This window comes from Selenomonas sp. WCT3 (assembly GCA_900100835.1).
In the GTDB taxonomy this organism is placed as follows: Bacteria; Bacillota; Negativicutes; order Selenomonadales; family Selenomonadaceae; genus Selenomonas_A; species Selenomonas_A ruminantium_E.
In genome coordinates this window covers 233,373-248,961 of the sequence record FNCM01000002.1, presented here as the reverse complement: position 1 = coordinate 248,961, position 15,589 = coordinate 233,373, and the positions used below count along the sequence as shown (strand labels likewise).

Annotated in this window: 17 protein-coding genes; all 17 read left to right on the top strand. The window is 44.1% G+C overall.

The window, feature by feature from the left end:
* The 17 genes from rfbC (at position 1) to BLQ36_RS02865 (ending at position 15,569) form a co-directional block, all read left to right on the top strand.
* Positions 1–576, top strand: a complete 576-nt coding sequence (rfbC, locus tag BLQ36_RS02945; protein WP_074513890.1) for a dTDP-4-dehydrorhamnose 3,5-epimerase — start codon at positions 1–3, stop codon at positions 574–576.
* An 18-nt stretch (positions 577–594) separates the two neighbouring features.
* Positions 595–1,614: a glycosyltransferase family 8 protein gene (locus BLQ36_RS02940; protein ID WP_074513889.1), complete on the top strand. Its 1,020-nt coding sequence runs from the start codon at positions 595–597 to the stop codon at positions 1,612–1,614.
* Between the two features lie 15 nt (positions 1,615–1,629).
* The gene (locus BLQ36_RS02935) at positions 1,630–3,663 is read left to right on the top strand and encodes an LTA synthase family protein (RefSeq protein WP_074513888.1); all 2,034 of its coding nucleotides are present in this window, start codon (positions 1,630–1,632) and stop codon (positions 3,661–3,663) included.
* Between the two features lie 21 nt (positions 3,664–3,684).
* A complete protein-coding gene (locus BLQ36_RS02930) occupies positions 3,685–5,133 on the top strand; it encodes a hypothetical protein (protein ID WP_074513887.1) in 1,449 nt (482 codons plus the stop codon).
* A 30-nt stretch (positions 5,134–5,163) separates the two neighbouring features.
* Positions 5,164–5,565, top strand: a complete 402-nt coding sequence (locus tag BLQ36_RS02925) for a sugar 3,4-ketoisomerase (RefSeq protein ID WP_074513886.1) — start codon at positions 5,164–5,166, stop codon at positions 5,563–5,565.
* Between the two features lie 20 nt (positions 5,566–5,585).
* Positions 5,586–6,104, top strand: coding sequence for a GNAT family N-acetyltransferase (locus tag BLQ36_RS02920; RefSeq protein WP_074513885.1), 519 nt, complete (start codon positions 5,586–5,588; stop codon positions 6,102–6,104).
* A gap of 19 nt (positions 6,105–6,123) precedes the next feature.
* On the top strand, positions 6,124–7,224 hold the full coding sequence (locus tag BLQ36_RS02915) for a DegT/DnrJ/EryC1/StrS family aminotransferase (RefSeq protein WP_074513884.1): 1,101 nt from the start codon (positions 6,124–6,126) through the stop codon (positions 7,222–7,224).
* A gap of 25 nt (positions 7,225–7,249) precedes the next feature.
* Positions 7,250–8,149, top strand: a complete 900-nt coding sequence (locus BLQ36_RS02910; RefSeq protein WP_074513883.1) for a hypothetical protein — start codon at positions 7,250–7,252, stop codon at positions 8,147–8,149.
* A gap of 166 nt (positions 8,150–8,315) precedes the next feature.
* Positions 8,316–8,933: an Ada metal-binding domain-containing protein gene (locus BLQ36_RS13565; RefSeq protein ID WP_318260898.1), complete on the top strand. Its 618-nt coding sequence runs from the start codon at positions 8,316–8,318 to the stop codon at positions 8,931–8,933.
* A 335-nt stretch (positions 8,934–9,268) separates the two neighbouring features.
* The gene (gene mntA / locus BLQ36_RS02900) at positions 9,269–9,559 is read left to right on the top strand and encodes a type VII toxin-antitoxin system MntA family adenylyltransferase antitoxin (RefSeq protein ID WP_180364822.1); all 291 of its coding nucleotides are present in this window, start codon (positions 9,269–9,271) and stop codon (positions 9,557–9,559) included.
* Positions 9,550–9,933 (top strand): HI0074 family nucleotidyltransferase substrate-binding subunit, encoded by a 384-nt coding sequence (locus BLQ36_RS02895; protein ID WP_074513881.1) that lies wholly within the window; start codon positions 9,550–9,552, stop codon positions 9,931–9,933. The genes mntA and BLQ36_RS02895 overlap by 10 nt, the downstream gene beginning before the upstream one ends.
* Before the next feature lie 5 nt (positions 9,934–9,938).
* Positions 9,939–10,229 carry a nucleotidyltransferase family protein gene (locus tag BLQ36_RS02890; protein ID WP_074513880.1) on the top strand — a complete coding sequence of 97 codons (291 nt, stop codon included), beginning with the start codon at positions 9,939–9,941 and terminating at the stop codon, positions 10,227–10,229.
* A 325-nt stretch (positions 10,230–10,554) separates the two neighbouring features.
* The gene (locus tag BLQ36_RS02885) at positions 10,555–11,307 is read left to right on the top strand and encodes an MBL fold metallo-hydrolase (protein ID WP_074513879.1); all 753 of its coding nucleotides are present in this window, start codon (positions 10,555–10,557) and stop codon (positions 11,305–11,307) included.
* A gap of 43 nt (positions 11,308–11,350) precedes the next feature.
* A complete protein-coding gene (locus BLQ36_RS02880) occupies positions 11,351–12,460 on the top strand; it encodes a trypsin-like peptidase domain-containing protein (protein WP_074513954.1) in 1,110 nt (369 codons plus the stop codon).
* Complete coding sequence (gene rlmH, locus BLQ36_RS02875; RefSeq protein WP_074513878.1) at positions 12,460–12,939, top strand: 23S rRNA (pseudouridine(1915)-N(3))-methyltransferase RlmH; 480 nt, start codon at positions 12,460–12,462, stop codon at positions 12,937–12,939. The genes BLQ36_RS02880 and rlmH overlap by 1 nt, the downstream gene beginning before the upstream one ends.
* A 99-nt stretch (positions 12,940–13,038) precedes the next feature.
* The gene (locus BLQ36_RS02870; protein ID WP_074513877.1) at positions 13,039–15,015 is read left to right on the top strand and encodes a penicillin-binding protein; all 1,977 of its coding nucleotides are present in this window, start codon (positions 13,039–13,041) and stop codon (positions 15,013–15,015) included.
* A gap of 137 nt (positions 15,016–15,152) precedes the next feature.
* Positions 15,153–15,569, top strand: a complete 417-nt coding sequence (locus tag BLQ36_RS02865) for a SoxR reducing system RseC family protein (RefSeq protein ID WP_074513876.1) — start codon at positions 15,153–15,155, stop codon at positions 15,567–15,569.
* Positions 15,570–15,589: the final 20 nt, after the last annotated feature.

Here is a 15,589-nt window from a genome sequence, read left to right as displayed (position 1 = left end):
ATGAATACGAAGTTTAGTTTCGAAAAAACAGCTATTGATGGCTTGATAAAGATAACTCCTTTTAATGCAGAAGATGTTCGCGGTTGTTTTACGAAAGATTATTCCAAGGAAGTTTTTGAAGCGAATGGAATTAAGCATGACTTAATGGAAGTTTTTTATACAACTTCGCATAAAGGCGTTATTCGAGCACTGCATTTTCAGCGAGAGAAACAGCAACCGAAGCTGGTTCGCTGTATTTACGGGCATGTGTATGATGTCGTGGTTGATATGCGGAAGGATAGCCCGACCTATAAGAAATGGCTTGGGTTTGACCTCATTGGTGAGGAACATAATGAGATTCTAGTTCCTGCAGGTTGTGCGCATGGATATCTGGTATTAGAAGATTCTATTGTTTCATATAAATGTTCTGAAAAATTTTATGGTGAATTTGATGGCGGAATCAAGTGGAATGATTCGGACATAGCAGTGGATTGGCCGTTAGATAAAATCGGCGGAGAAGAAAATTTGATTTTAGCGGATAAGGATAAAAATCTGCCTACGTTTAAAGAATTCGTTGATGAATATGGTGCATTTTGATTTTCAAATGGAGTAACTATGAATTTTCGAGAATTAGTATTAAAAAAAGAGGGCTTCTGTTTAGAGCGTGCCCAAGAAGGGGATTTTCACATCGGTGTGGGAGTCGGCCCGGATTTGATTGCTACGCTTGGAATTATGTTGACTTCAATAGCGAGAAATAATACAAAACGTGGTGTGCACATGTATTTTCTTGCTACTGCAATTGAGAAAAAGGATTTGGATCGCTTGCAGAAGATGGTGGAAGAACATAAGAATATTTGTCTAGAAATTCTTTATATTGATGCTGAGGCTGTTAAGAGAATTATCGGTGAGGGAATGCCAGTGGCAACATTCTATCGACTGTTATTGCCACGGGTGTTAGACCCATCAGTTAAGAAAGCCGTTTTTGTTGATGTAGATGCACTCTGCCTGGGGTCGTTAGATGAATTCGAGAAATATTCTTTTGATGGAAAAGCCTTTATGGCGGTTCATGACACTTTATCTGGCAATACGATAAAACAGCATCGAAAAGACATTGGGATTCCTGCAGATAGTAAGTATTTCAATGCAGGATGCCTATATATTGATATTGACCGATGGAACGAGCTTGAACTAACGGAAAAAGCTTTTCAAACGGCTTATGAGTGGCAGCAACAGGGAAAGTTTTTGTGGTTCTTTGATCAGGATGCATTGAATATTGTCGCTCATGATCAATGGAAAGAATTGCCATATAAGTTCAACTTGATGATTCCAGTCCTGCGTGAGAAATTACATGGAAAACTGCCGGAAGACACCGTTATTATTCATTTCGCAGCATGCTATAAGCCATGGAGTCTCTGGACGCCAGAAGGCGATGACTTCAGTAAATATTGTGTAGAGCTCGATATATATAATGATTATCGTAGTAAATCTCTTTGGGCAGATTTCAAAGGGAAGCCAATGAACACTATGGGTAAACGTCTCTTCTCTAAATGGATGTTGATGCAAGGGCATATATGGTTAGCATTAAAGTGGCAAGTAAAGTATCTCAAGGATAAATTGAATTTTAAACGTAATTGATGAATGGAGCGAGTAATGTTTACTTTCTATTTTATGGGATTACAACAAGACCTAAAGCTGGCACTTTTACCGCCGGCGGTTTGTGCGCTGTTTCGTTTAATCTTTATCTTAGTGTATAGGCCTAAAAAGAATCCGTTAGGTGAATGGCGAAAATGGATAGAATGTTTCCGTTATGGTTTTTGGTGGGGAATGGATTTCAACGCATACGTTTTTTTGTTTTCAATGGTGTTGGTTTCAATTCCCGTAGCATTCATACCGGCCTATTATGCTATAGGTGATACTGTTAGGTTGGCTGGCTTGATGGTATATATGGTGGTAATATATACTGCTTTCATGGGAAAGATGATTTTCTATTTTCATTTCCATGATACCTTTAACACGACAATGAAACTCGGTCGTAATGCAGATAAAAAAAATCTAGCGGATATATTTTTCAATCAGAACCATGGCGGTTGGATTCTCTTAGGATATATCCCCTATGTATGCTTATGCTGGCTGATGGGAAGTGCATTACTGAATTTGCCAAGTATCAATTATGTAGAGTGTGGGGCTCTTTGGTCTCAATACTTGTTGAATACATTGATCTTTTTAGGAGCGATTATATTCTTCTATTGGGTTCGTTATGGCGGAACATTGAATCACCGTAATAAACCAGAGTGGGATGAGGTTCCGACCTTGGTGAAAGATGATATCTTCATGGGGAAGGCAACTATCGATGATTTGGTGGCCTTTGAACTGGCATGTAAACGTGAGGTATGTGATTCGTTGAGACATGATGACAGCGAAGCAGCCGCTATTATGGAACCAATACTCTCGGAGAAGTTGGCTTCGGGGGCGTCTCCTTTGGAAATGTTTAAACATAGAGCTAAAGGTGCAAGGATACAAAAGCCTAAGCATATATTTTTCCTTTTGGGGGAAAGTCACGGCCAGTCGCCTTTTGATGAACTTTTCCATTATCTGCATTTAATGGATGCAAGCATGCGTTTTCGCAAAGAAACAAATGCGGTAGTTATGGATAATTTTTTGCCTGCTGGATTGATTTCACAACCGTCATTAGTGAGTTTGCTGGCTGGTATATATGATGCAGATTTGGAACTCAATGAAAATAAAGATTTTTGGTATGGCAATGTACCAACATCTTTACCACTGCAGTTAAAAAAACTGGGTTATCGTACTGAATTCTGGTATGGTGGTGGGTTGAACTGGGGAAGTTTGGAACATTTTGCTCCAGCTATTGGTTTTGATAAATGTCATGGTGGCCCGGATTTCTGCCCCCCTGATTCGGCTAGGACCTGGTTGGGGATTTATGACCATATATTTTTGGAAGAAGCCGCGCGGCTGATTCAAAAAACAGATAATGAACAACCGGTGTTTCATTTCTTGTATACAACCTCTAATCATGGGCCGTATAATATGCCTTATGAGGAGTATGGTTTTGATGTTGAGAAGGTTATGCCAAAGGCACCGGAAAAACTAAAACAAAATCATAAGGTCATGAGGCAAATGGCTGGAATTTGGTATGCTGATCAAGCATTGATTCATTTTGCCGAACAAATGCGAGAAGTATATCCGGACAGCTTGTTTATTGTGACTGGTGATCATACAATAAATATGATTCCGTATAAGTGTGATGTCATTGAGCGCCATGAGCCAAACCAACGCGAAATATTGTTGACTTCGTTTGCGATGATTCATCCAGAATTGACAAAAGAGATTTTGAATGGTAATACTATTGGTGGTCATATGAATATTATGCCGACAATTATAGAATTAATTGCTCCCAAGGGATACGAATATTATTCGATTGCTAAGCCGCTAACAGAAGCGATAGACCATGTGGTTACTCCATATTGTTGGATGACAAAGGATACACTGGGAGATTACCGCTATAGTTGGGCACAGGATCTTCGTGTATCGGAAAAACTGTTGCCAGTTGAACAGGAGCGGGTAATGTTTGCCGAGGAGCGCAATGCTTGGTGTGAGCTTACTGGATGGATGGTACGTCATCCAGAATTGCTTGGTGATGCTGGTGTCGGAAATAAGATTTAAAAGCTTATAGCGGAGAGAGTTATGAAAGAAAAAGTTGAAAAATGTCTAAAAGATATATGCCAACAGGCGCAGAAGGCAATTGCTAATAACAACATAGAGAAGGCATATACAGCGATTTATACATCTGCGGATATTCAATATCAGTGGAATCAGACATATACGGATGATGCTCTGGAATCTTGTATAAAACAACTGGTTAGTAAGAAGAGACATCTTGTAACAGATTACGAACCACAAGAGAATGTTATACTTTTTTATGATGGTTTTGGTTTAGATACTAGAGGCTTGGCACTTATATATCTTAAAGCTCTTTGTGATTTGAATTATTCGGTGGTTTACGTGGCAAAGGAAAAGGTTCGTAATCGACAGCCGGAGCTTCACAAGGTTACTGCAAATAAAAGAATTGCATTTCATTATTTGCGTCAAAAAAAAGGAGATGCTTTGACGACTGAACTTTTGCAGGCGTTTTGTAAACATCAGCCACAAGCAGCTTTTTTCTATACTGAGCCATCGGATGTTGAGGCTTGCGTGGCGTTTGGCGTTATGGCTGGTAAGGTTAGGCGATACCAAATAAACCTTACAGATCATGCTTTTTGGCTGGGGCGGAATGCTTTCGATTATTGTGTAGAATTTCGTGAGTATGGCGCCTGTGTTTCGCATAAATATCGGCATATTCCAGAAGATAAAATCAGATTATTATCTTATTACCCTTATTTTGATAAGAATGTTCCATTCGATGGTTTTCCGTTTGATGTAGGGAATCGGCAAATATTGTTTAGTGGCGGGTCGTTGTATAAAACATTTGATGATAAAAGAACCTATTATCATATGGTAGAAGATATCATGCAACAGCATAATGATTTGTTGTTTCTTTATGCTGGGACTGGTGATAAGTCTGGTTTGATAGATTTGCAGAACAAATTTCCTGATCGTGTATTTGTTATCGATGAACGGAAAGATTTATATGCTGTTATGCAGCATATAACGTTGTATCTGAATACTTATCCAATGATAGGTGGCTTGATGACACAATATGCAGCTGTTGCTGGAAAGTTGCCTTTAACGTTGGTAAGTAATATGGATAATAGTTTAGATGGTTTGTTGCTAAATCATAAAGATTTGGCAGTGGAATTCCAAGATAAAGAAGCAGTGGTTGCTGAGGCGAGTAGATTATTGTCCGATGAAGACTATAAGCGGGGAAAGGAAGAAAAAATAGTTAAAAGTGTGATAGATGAGAATAGATTTCGCGAAGAATTAGGAAGACTCATTGAAGACGGAAATACAGATTTTATATTCCATTTACATGATATCGATACTTCAGATTTTCGTGAATCATATATGTATAGATTTTCGATAGATGATTTGTTACGTTTGGTTGTTAACAAATATACTGTATTGTTGTGGTGCGATTATCCAAAACTTGTGCTTTATCGATTAATAAGAAAGGTTATAAGATTATTTCATAAATAAAATAATTATGACAATTACGAGGTGAATAATTTGCAGGTAGTAAAATACGTATTTCAGCCGCATGGTGATGATCGTGGACAGCTAATTGCTTTAGAGGAGTTCAAGGATATTCCTTTTAAAATCAAACGAGTTTATTATATGTATGATACAGCAGAAGGGGTAGTGCGAGGACATCATGCACATAAAAAACTGGAGCAGATTTTGGTATGTATTCATGGAAGTTGCAAGATTCGGTTGGATAATGGTAAGGAAAAGAAAGTTGTACCATTGGAAAAGCCATATGAGGGACTATATGTAGCGAATAATATGTGGCGAGAGATGTTTGATTTTTCTTCTGACGCAGTGTTGCTTGTATTTGCGTCGGAATTATATGATGAGAGTGATTATATTCGTGATTATGATGAGTTCTTGAAGTTTATTCAGAAAAATTAGATAGGGAATAGAATTTAGATATGAAAGAATTATTTGCTCTGCGGACATTAAGAATAACAGATGCTCCATTTATGCTGGAATGGATGCATGATGATAGTGTGACACACGATTTGCAGAATAATTTTGCGGAGAAGACATTAGAGGATTGTCTGTGCTTTATAGAACGTGCACTAGATAATCATGATGATTTACATTTAGCTATTGTTAATCAACACGATGAATATATGGGAACTGTTAGCCTGAAACATATAACGGATACAAATGCTGAATTTGCCATTACTGTTCGGAAGAAAGCTATGGGGAGTGGATGTTCTGGCTGGGCAATGAGAAGAATAATAGAGAAAGCGTTACATGAGATGAACCTACAAGAGGTTTATTGGTGTGTATCCCCTGCCAATAAAAGAGCATTACGCTTTTATGACAAGAATAGATATGAACGTGTGAATTTTAGAGAGTTGACAGTAACAAAACAAGAATGTATGCGAGCATATAGCGAACAGCAGTTGCAAGAATACATTTGGTATCATGTTTTGCAGTGATTATTAGGGAGGAAAATAAATGGAAATTCCATTTGCAGACCTGCGTCCGATGCATGATGAACTTCGTAGTGAGTTGGATGCGGCATATAAGAAGGTTATGGATAACAGCTGGTTTATCCAGGGTAAGGAATTAGAGGCTTTTGAGAAAGAATTTGCCGCTTATGTTGGTGTCAAGCACTGTATTGGTGTGGCTACGGGACTGGATGCGCTTTATTTGGTGCTAAAAGCCTATGGCATTGGTGAAGGAGACGAGGTTATCGTGCCTTCTAATACTTTTATTGCTACGGCATTGGCGGTTTCCTATGCGGGAGCAACGCCGGTATTTGTAGAGCCGGTATTGGAAACATTTAACATTGATGTGTCCAGAATTGAAGCGGCGATTACGTCGAAAACTAAGGCCATTATGACTGTGCAGTTGCAGGGGCGTTGTTGTGATATGGATGAAATCAATCGTATTGCAAAAAAACATGGATTGAAAGTTATTGAAGATGCTGCCCAAGCGCATGGTGCAAAATATAAAGGGAAAAAGGCCGGTGTATTAGGAGATGCAGCTGGATTCAGCTTTTATCCGGGCAAGAATCTTGGTGCTTTAGGGGATGGTGGCTGTGTCACGACCAATGATGACGAATTGGCGGCAAAAGTCCGTGCCCTTGGCAATTATGGTTCGGATTATAAGTATCATCATATCTATAAAGGGACGAATAGCCGTCTGGATGAAATGCAGGCGGCTTTCCTGCGTGTGAAACTCCCGCACTTGGAAAAATGGAATGAAGCTCGTCGTCAGGTGGCTGCCAGATACTTGTCAGAAATTAAAAATCCGCTGATTAAGCTGCCCTTGCCAACTTCTGAAGAATATGAACATATCTATCACGTGTTTGTTATCCGTTGCGATAAGCGGGATGAATTGGAAAAATATCTGTTGGATAAGGGAATCCATACGGTGAAGCATTATCCCATACCGATGCATATGCAGGGGGCTTATGCGGATTTGCATATTGCGGAAGGTGCATTGCCCATTGCAGAAGAAATCAGTCGGACGGTATTGAGTATACCGATGTATTATGGAATGACAGAAGAGCAGGTCAATTATGTGGTAGAAATAATTAATCGATTTAGGTGAAATATTCGTAGGTGAGGTGCTGTGAATGTTTGATAAGTTTGTAAGAAAACAAACAGAAAGATTGTTTAGGGGCGGACTGAAGGATCGAATTTTCTTGCAAGCTGGATTAGCTAGAGCAAATTCCTTTGGGGAACTAGATACTTTGTTTGTAGGGTCGTCGTATGCTGTGTATGGTATTATTAGCGATTTTTGGTCATATTCACTTAATCTAGGGGGGATATCTCAGGACTTTTACTATGCGAAAAAAATTATTGAAAACATTCATTCAAAGACAAAACGGGTAGTAATCATATGCGGGTATTATACACCGTACATAGATTTATCTTCGCAAAAGAAAGAGCGAGAAAATCTAGTGGGAAGTGTATATTGGCCTGTGTTTAGGGATAGCCATAACTGGAATGATCCATCAGATAATGCACATTGGCATAAGCAGTATCGATATCCGGTTTGGCTCCGTCGTATTTGTGAACGAAAGCTTTATCAATATTTTTATAGGTCAAATGCGTGGTTTGATGATGTTGTGCGGAGAAAAGGCGATTTTTCTTTGTTACCAGATGAATTGAGAGAAAATTTGGTTGTAGAGCGGACGAATGTTCATAATAAGCATTTAAAATATAAGGCATCTTTTGAAGAAAACAAAGACATCGTGAAATGTATAAAAGAAATAACGGAAAAAAGAGGAATGGAATTGTTTATTGTTATTCCTCCGTTTACTAGAGAGTACTTAGATCGAATTGATGCAAGATATATAAAAGATTCTGATACGTTTTATCGAGTCACAAATACATATGATGGATATATTGATTGTAATAAGATAGTTGGTTATACAAATGATTTTTTCGTTGATGCAGATCATTTAAATGATAAGGGAGCAGCACAATTTACGAAAGATTTGAAGTGGATTCTTAATGATAGATTATCATGATACTTGGGATAGTGAGTTCAAACTAAGTATGATAAATTTGGAAAAAACTCATCGCTGTTGATATAGCGAGTTAATGCTGTTTTATATTGTTTAAACATCTAGAATGGAAATCTATATCAATGGCATCGTTAATAACCGATGTTTTTAGAAAGCGTGGTTAGGATACATGGGGAATCCGCGATCGGATAAGGAACGCATTATAAAAAATGAGCTGGAGAAGTATGGTGAGTTACGCACTTCTATTAAAGTGGCTCGATATGACTTGTATAATTCGATAAAGTATCTGTTCCCACATTTGACGGAGCATCAGGTGCAGTACATCAATGATTGTTGTTTTTTGCATGCAGGAGAGAAGACTGACCATGAGATTATTAAGAATATGGTAAGGAAGCCTAAAACTAGCCATATAAAGAAGTATTTATTTGTTTTATTGGTACTGCTGACAGGGTTTATGTTGGTAAATAATCATAATGATACAGATGGCGCAAAAAACGCTCCAGTTGTAGAGCAACAGCAGAAAATACCAGAAACGATTCCCCAAGAGCCAGAAGCAAAAAAGCCGCCGGTTTTACCTAAAAGTGATATAAAGCAAGAAACTGTCAAGCAGGAACGTCCTCAGACACCTGCTGAGGCTTCGTATATTGCTAATGCCCGTTCGGGTGTTTTTCATCGGGATGGTTGCCAATACGTGAAGCGTATGAAGCCATCGAATATGGTGGAATATCATAATCGGGATAAGGCCATAGGTGATGGCTATCGCCCGTGTAAGGTATGTCGGCCATAAAAACGGATATTAACTGTTAAACGACTATTCCTTGACAGCTTGGCCTAATTTGGTAAAATGAATATAGAGCGATCTGGGAATCGATTTTTGATCGTACCCCCAGACAAACGATAGCCCCTGTGTTTGTTATGAGTACAGGGGCTATTCGTATACGAGAAAAGTGGAATTGAATCATCACACGGATTAGGAAAGTGGGGGCGTATGATGGCTCTGCAAAATAAGCTGGGAATCATGGATTCTATTGAGCTGGCACATGAAGAGAGTGGGATACATTCCTTATAGTGTAGATGAGATATATGGAATAAGGACTTCAGGAAAATATGGAGAATGCTTTTATGAATGAGCATGTAAAGCGGGTAAAGGATTTTGTCTTGGATTACATGCGTGATGAATCCGTTCATATTTATTTGTTCGGTTCATGGGCGAAGGGGACGGCGCGGCAGGGATCTGATGTCGATGTAGCTGTTGAATATCCAGATGGTGTATCTGGAGTGTTAAAGATTGGCGAACTTCGTGAGCAGTTGGAGGAGTCGACGATTCCTTACCGCGTCGATGTGGTGGATATGCAACAGGCTTCTCAAACGCTTTTGCAGGAAATACGGAAGGATGGTATTCAATGGAAATAACAAAGCGTTTTGCAACTGCTTCACGAGCATTGGCGAAACTTCACGAGGCTGTTACGAAGGAACAACTCTCAGAGATGGAACGAGACGGCTTGATTCAGCGGTTTGAGTTTTGTTTTGAAATCATGTGGAAGTGTGGCAAGGATTATTTGCGTGATGCAGAGGGCTTGGATGTTGCTTCGCCTAAGGCTGTAATCCGTGCGTTGCGTGATGTGAAGGTATTTTCAGACGAAGAAACGGTGTTGGCATTGAAGATGGTCGATGCACGCAATCTTACTGCGCATACTTATGATGAGGAATTGGCCATAAAATTAGCAGGGCAAATACCCGAGTATGAGCAGTTTATGCAACTGTGGTATCAGCGGATGACGGAGTGATTAAGATGGATTTACCGGAAAAGGTCATTACGGGGATAAAAAATCTGGCTGAGGAGTATGACGTCCAAAAGGTGGTTTTGTTTGGTTCACGGGCGCGTGGTGATAATGATCCGAAAAGTGATATTGATTTAGCTGTCTATGGTTGTGCGGACTTTACCAATTTTTCGCTGGATGTGGATGAGCGAGTTTGGACGTTGCTGATGTTTGATATTTTGGATATGGATCGTTATGATTATTCACAGGAATTGCTTCAGGAAATTGCGCGTGATGGGGTGACGATTTATGAAAAAGTATGAAAATTATAGTAGCAATTATAAGATTATTGCAGAGTATATTCCAGCGTTTATAGATTTTGGCGAAAATATAGAACGTATCTATGGATAAATACGAAACGGGAAAAAGATTCATGTAATCAACACGGATCAAGTAGTGCATAGCATGCAGGAACTAGTGCCGATTGCCATTCGGTATGTCTAGGCGTGTTTAGGGGCAAAGGTGGTTCCCGTGCATGACAGCGCGATGGGAAACGTGTATAATAGGTTTTGTGCCCGGTGCTTTTGGCATCGGGCTTTTTGCAGATAGTTTTCAGAGTCAAAGATTAGGATAGGAGTTAGCAGGTATATGCAGGTTTCAGTGTTGGCCAGCGGGAGCAAAGGCAACGCGGTTTATGTAGAAATGGATGGGTGCCGTTTGCTGCTGGATGCAGGCATCAGCGCGACGCGAATCAAGAAGGCCCTTCTGGCGCAGGGCGTCGATGCAGCTAGTCTTGATGGCGTGCTGATTACCCATGAGCATCGCGATCATATCGCGGGGCTTGCCACATTGTCGAAGTGGTATCACCTGCCAATTTTTTCGCGTCGGGCGACGTTTGAAAACATGAGCTGCCGCGGGCAGCTGCCACCAGAATGCATTTGCCCTGTGGAATCGGGGTTCAAGCTGGCGGGGCTGACGGTGACACCGTTTTCAACGTCGCACGATGCAGCTGATCCTGTGGGATATCGGATACAGGGATCGCAATGTATGGCGTTGGCCACAGACCTTGGGTTTGTTACGGCCAATGTGCAGTCCGCTATTGAGGGGGCCGACACGTTGGTGCTTGAGGCCAACCATGACCCGGAGGTACTCAAAAACGGTTCCTATCCCTGGGTGCTTAAGCGGCGCATCCTTTCGAACCGCGGCCATTTGGCCAACTCGGATGCTGCCTGGGCTATTGCCCGGATGAAGCGGCGCCCGCGGAAGGTTTTTCTGGCGCATCTGTCGGAGGAGAATAACCGTCCGGATTTGGCGCGGGATACGGTGCAGAGGATCCTGGAAAAGCAGGGAATCCGGCAGGAGATTATCATGACAAGTCAGACGGAAATTGTATCGGGATAAATAATTCTTTGGAGGGATTTTTATGAAATCGTTCTTTAAGGCTATGAATAATAAGAAAAAGAAGAATTTGGCTGCCGCTTTGCTGGTGGCTATGTCGGTTGTTTCCTTTTCGGGATGTTCGGCAGGGCAGGCTGATAATGGGGCGTCGTCCTCCAGTGCGGCTGCGGTTCAGCAGGCGGCCAGCAATCAGACGCTGTCGGATGCGCGCAATACGCCGGTGGTTCGTGCGGCCAAGGCTGTGGGCCCTACCGTGGTTGGCATCACCAATAAGGCGGTGGCCCGTGACTGGTTCAACAATCCAGTGGAAACCGAGGGCGTTGGTTCCGGCGTTATTTTCAAGAATGATGGCGGCAAGAGCTATATTGTGACGAATAACCATGTTATCAGCAATGCCAAGGAGCTTATCGTATCGCTGGCCGATGGCCGCACGCTCAAGGGTAAGCTCATTGGTGCTGATGAGATGACGGATTTGGCCGTTGTCCGGGTGGATGATGGCAAGTTGCCAGTGGCGAAATTTGGCGATTCGGATAAGATTGTCGTGGGGGAACCGGCTATTGCTATCGGCAATCCCATGGGATTGGAGTTCCAGGGCAGTGTTACCAGTGGCGTCATCAGTGCTTTGAACCGTACGCTGGATATCAGCGACAAACGGGTGAAACTGTTGCAGACGGATGCGGCAATCAATCCGGGAAATTCCGGTGGTGCTTTGGTCAATGCAGACGGTGAGGTCATCGGCATCAACAGCGCCAAGGTAGCAGCTAACGGCGTCGAGGGCATGGGCTTCTCCATTCCCATCAATACGGTACAGAATGTCATCAACGAGATTATGGAAAAGGGTTATGTAGCTCGTCCGTATCTTGGAGTGTCGGTGTTTGACCCCCAGACGGCTGCCCGCTATGGCTATCAGCTCAACATCGATAAGGGCGTCTACGTATTCCAGCTGACCTTGAATGGCCCCAGCGGCAAAGCTGGTCTCCAGCGCGGCGATATCATCCTGAAACTCGACGGCCAGGAGACGAATAGTGTTCAGGACCTTCGTGCGAAGATTGCCGAGCACAAGGTGGGCGATACGGTAAAGGTTACCTTTGACCGCAACGGCAAGCAGAAGAATGTGGATGTGGTTCTCGAGGAAATGCCGCAGGATAAGAATTGATGAAGATTACCATTGTTTGTGCAGGCAAAATTAAGGAAAAGTATCTGAGCGCGGGGATTGCGGAGTTCATGAAGAGGCTCCGTCCCTTTGCCCAGGTGGAGATAAAGGAAATCCACGAGGAGAAGATGCCCGATGAGCCTTCGGCAGCTGAGAAGGAACAGGTGCTGCAGAAGGAGGGCGAGAAGCTCCTGAAGCTGGTGCCTGCGGGGAGCTTCCTTTTCGTCCTCGATGTGTTTGGCAAAGAGATGCCATCGGAAAAGCTTGCCGAGAAGCTGGATCAGCTGGGGATTCAAGGGCGCAGCAATATCACGTTCTTGATTGGCGGTGCCTTTGGCCTTTCGAGGGAGGTTCGGGCGGCTGCAGATGAGCGGCTCAGTTTTTCCCAGTTGACCTTTACCCATCAGATGGTGCGGCTCTTGCTGGTGGAGCAGATTTATCGTTGCTTTAAGATCAATCGCGGTGAGAAGTATCACTGGTAATATAAGCCTTCCCCTTTAGGGGGAGGTTTTTTTGTGGTATGATATAAGGAGTATAATTTCGGTAAGTATGTCGTGCAGCGACAGGAGTGATATAGAGGAATGAAGAAGAGACGGTACGAGACGCAAAAGCATATTACCGGCCTCGCGATGTTTATGCTTTTTATTTTGGGAATAGTCGTCTTGCGTTATGGCTGGCTGCAGCTGATACAGGGAAATGAGCTCTCAGAGCGCATGAAAAATCAGGTGGGGCATGATTATGCCATTCAGTCGCCTCGCGGTGCGATTATCGACCGCAACGGCCGTGAGCTGGCGGTCAGTACCATGACTAAGTCCCTGTATGTTGACCCGAATCATGTGGAAGATCCGCAGACTTTGGCGGCGGATCTGGCTCCGCTTATTGAGAAGACGGAGCAGGACGTTCTCGATGATATTGCCGTGGGCGGTGGTTTTGTCTGGGTCAAACGCCGCATGGAACAGTCGGAATACGAGGCTGTGCGGGCGCTCATCAAGGAGAAGGGCTACTCCACTTGCCTGGGCTTCCGTGATGAGGCGAAGCGCTATTATCCCAACGACGTGCTGGCGGCCAATGTCCTGGGCTTTGTGGGGACAGACGATAAGGGCTTGGATGGCGTGGAACAGGCGCTGGACAGCCTGCTCAAGGGAGAAATCAAAGAGAAATATCTGACTACGGATCGCCGCGACCGGCCGATTCTCGATTCGATTTTTTCCAGCAGCCGTCATTATCGCGGGGATTACTGCAAGACCGTTGAGCTCACCATCGACAGCGGAATCCAGTTCATTGTCGAGCAGGAGCTTGATCGGGCGGTGGCGGAGAACCGGCCCAAGTCCATTACCTGTGTGGTCATGAATCCGAAGACCGGCGAGGTGCTGGCAATGGCATCGCGCCCTTCTTATAATCCCAATAAGTTTTGGGATTACAAGCCAGAGGTTTGGAAAAACCGGGCTGTGTCCTTTATTTATGAGCCGGGTTCCACCTTTAAATCGGTGGTTGCCGGTGCGGCCTTGCAGGAGCAGGTGGTTACGCCAAATCAGGTCTTTGTGGACCCGGGATATGTCATGGTATCGGGACGCCGCATCCAGAACTGGAGCGGTACGAGCTTTGGTACCGTTACGTTCACGGATGTCGTCAAGCAGTCCCTTAACACGGGCTTTGCTCAGGTAGGCCTGCGTCTGGGGGCGGACAAGATTACGGATTACGCGAAGAAGTTCGGCTTTGGCGAGGCCACAGGCATCGATTTGCCGGCCGAGGAGAGTGGTATCCTATTCGACCCAGAGCAGATGCGTGACTCCGATATTGCCACCATGTCGATTGGCCAGAGTATCGCTGTGACGCCGCTGCAGCTGGTGACGGCCATGTCGGCCATTGCCAACGATGGTGTGCTGCTGAAGCCTTATATCGTGAAGTCCATCCGCAATGCTGATGGCTCGGTCTATGAGGAGCGCAGCCCCCAGGAGGTGCGCCGCACGATAGAGTCGGCTACGGACAAGACCCTCATCGGTCTCTTGGAACAGGTCGTTGCCAGCGGTGGTGGTGCTAAGGCCGGCGTTAAAGGCTATCGCATTGCCGGCAAGACGGGTACGGCCCAGAAAATCCGTGAGGATGGTGCCGGTTATATGGAGGGGCGTTATATTGCCTCCTTCTGTGGTTTCGCGCCGGTGGAGGATCCGCAGCTTACGGTTTTGGTCATGATTGATGACCCGAGTCAGGGCAACTACTACGGTGGACAGATTGCCGCTCCGGTGGCCAGCCGGATTTTCTCCCAGCTGTTCCGCTATATGCGGATTGCTCCGTCCAGTGACCCGTTTGCGGGCATGGAGCCGCCGAAGACGCCGCAGCCGAAGCCAATCAAAGGGTACGAGGGTGTTGTGCCGGAGGGCATGATTGTCATGCCGGATTTCACGGGGAAAAGCCTCCGGGAAGCTGCCCGTATTGCCAGTGATAAGGGCTTGAGTTTTGAAAGCGAGGGATCAGGCTTTGCCTCGGGGCAGAGTATCCCGCCGAATACACTGGTGGACCAAGGCCGCAGTATTGTCGTATATTTCAAACCAGAATAATGAATGGGAAAAGCCTTCCGTTTACGGAAGGCTTTTTTTCGTGCCTGGAAAAATAAAATTTTCACAGATGATAAAAAACAAGGAAATTTGGAACAAAAAACGAATCTAGACAATAGGAAAACAGAGGAGGTGGCTGGATGAAACAGGAAGAAGGCCTGGTGGTGAAAGTCCAGGATGGTCTGGCCAGTATTAAGGTGGGGCGTCACGCAGATTGTTCTGCCTGCGGCGCTTGTCCTTCAAGCCAGCAGGTGATGGTAGAGGCCATCAATCGAATTGGTGCTAAACCTGGCCAGCGCGTGCGGTTCGCCATGCAGGAAACGCAGGTGCTGACGGGAGCTTTTGTGGTGTTTGTGCTGCCGCTTTTGGCGGCGGCTTCGGGGGCTGTGCTGGGCTGGCAGCTTGCGATTGGCGTGGGAGGAGAAATTTCCTTCTGGGCTGAGTTCGGTGCTGGCTTTTTTTTCGTTTTGTCACTGCTGGTAATCAAGCTGTTTGACCGGCAAGTGGCGAAGAAACAAGGGATGAAACCGGTTATTCTCGAGATTATAGAGGATTGACCGTTTCAGATATTTTAGGG

Coding starts and splice junctions, on each gene's coding strand:
- BLQ36_RS02895 (WP_074513881.1), top strand. CDS start 9,550: ATGGAAATAACAAAGCGTTTTGCAACTGCTTCACGAGCATTGGCGAAA.
- BLQ36_RS02890 (WP_074513880.1), top strand. CDS start 9,939: ATGGATTTACCGGAAAAGGTCATTACGGGGATAAAAAATCTGGCTGAG.
- rfbC (WP_074513890.1), top strand. CDS start 1: ATGAATACGAAGTTTAGTTTCGAAAAAACAGCTATTGATGGCTTGATA.
- BLQ36_RS02865 (WP_074513876.1), top strand. CDS start 15,153: ATGAAACAGGAAGAAGGCCTGGTGGTGAAAGTCCAGGATGGTCTGGCC.
- BLQ36_RS02885 (WP_074513879.1), top strand. CDS start 10,555: ATGCAGGTTTCAGTGTTGGCCAGCGGGAGCAAAGGCAACGCGGTTTAT.
- BLQ36_RS02870 (WP_074513877.1), top strand. CDS start 13,039: ATGAAGAAGAGACGGTACGAGACGCAAAAGCATATTACCGGCCTCGCG.
- BLQ36_RS13565 (WP_318260898.1), top strand. CDS start 8,316: ATGGGGAATCCGCGATCGGATAAGGAACGCATTATAAAAAATGAGCTG.
- BLQ36_RS02935 (WP_074513888.1), top strand. CDS start 1,630: ATGTTTACTTTCTATTTTATGGGATTACAACAAGACCTAAAGCTGGCA.
- rlmH (WP_074513878.1), top strand. CDS start 12,460: ATGAAGATTACCATTGTTTGTGCAGGCAAAATTAAGGAAAAGTATCTG.
- BLQ36_RS02910 (WP_074513883.1), top strand. CDS start 7,250: ATGTTTGATAAGTTTGTAAGAAAACAAACAGAAAGATTGTTTAGGGGC.
- BLQ36_RS02930 (WP_074513887.1), top strand. CDS start 3,685: ATGAAAGAAAAAGTTGAAAAATGTCTAAAAGATATATGCCAACAGGCG.
- BLQ36_RS02915 (WP_074513884.1), top strand. CDS start 6,124: ATGGAAATTCCATTTGCAGACCTGCGTCCGATGCATGATGAACTTCGT.
- BLQ36_RS02920 (WP_074513885.1), top strand. CDS start 5,586: ATGAAAGAATTATTTGCTCTGCGGACATTAAGAATAACAGATGCTCCA.
- BLQ36_RS02880 (WP_074513954.1), top strand. CDS start 11,351: ATGAATAATAAGAAAAAGAAGAATTTGGCTGCCGCTTTGCTGGTGGCT.
- BLQ36_RS02940 (WP_074513889.1), top strand. CDS start 595: ATGAATTTTCGAGAATTAGTATTAAAAAAAGAGGGCTTCTGTTTAGAG.
- mntA (WP_180364822.1), top strand. CDS start 9,269: ATGAATGAGCATGTAAAGCGGGTAAAGGATTTTGTCTTGGATTACATG.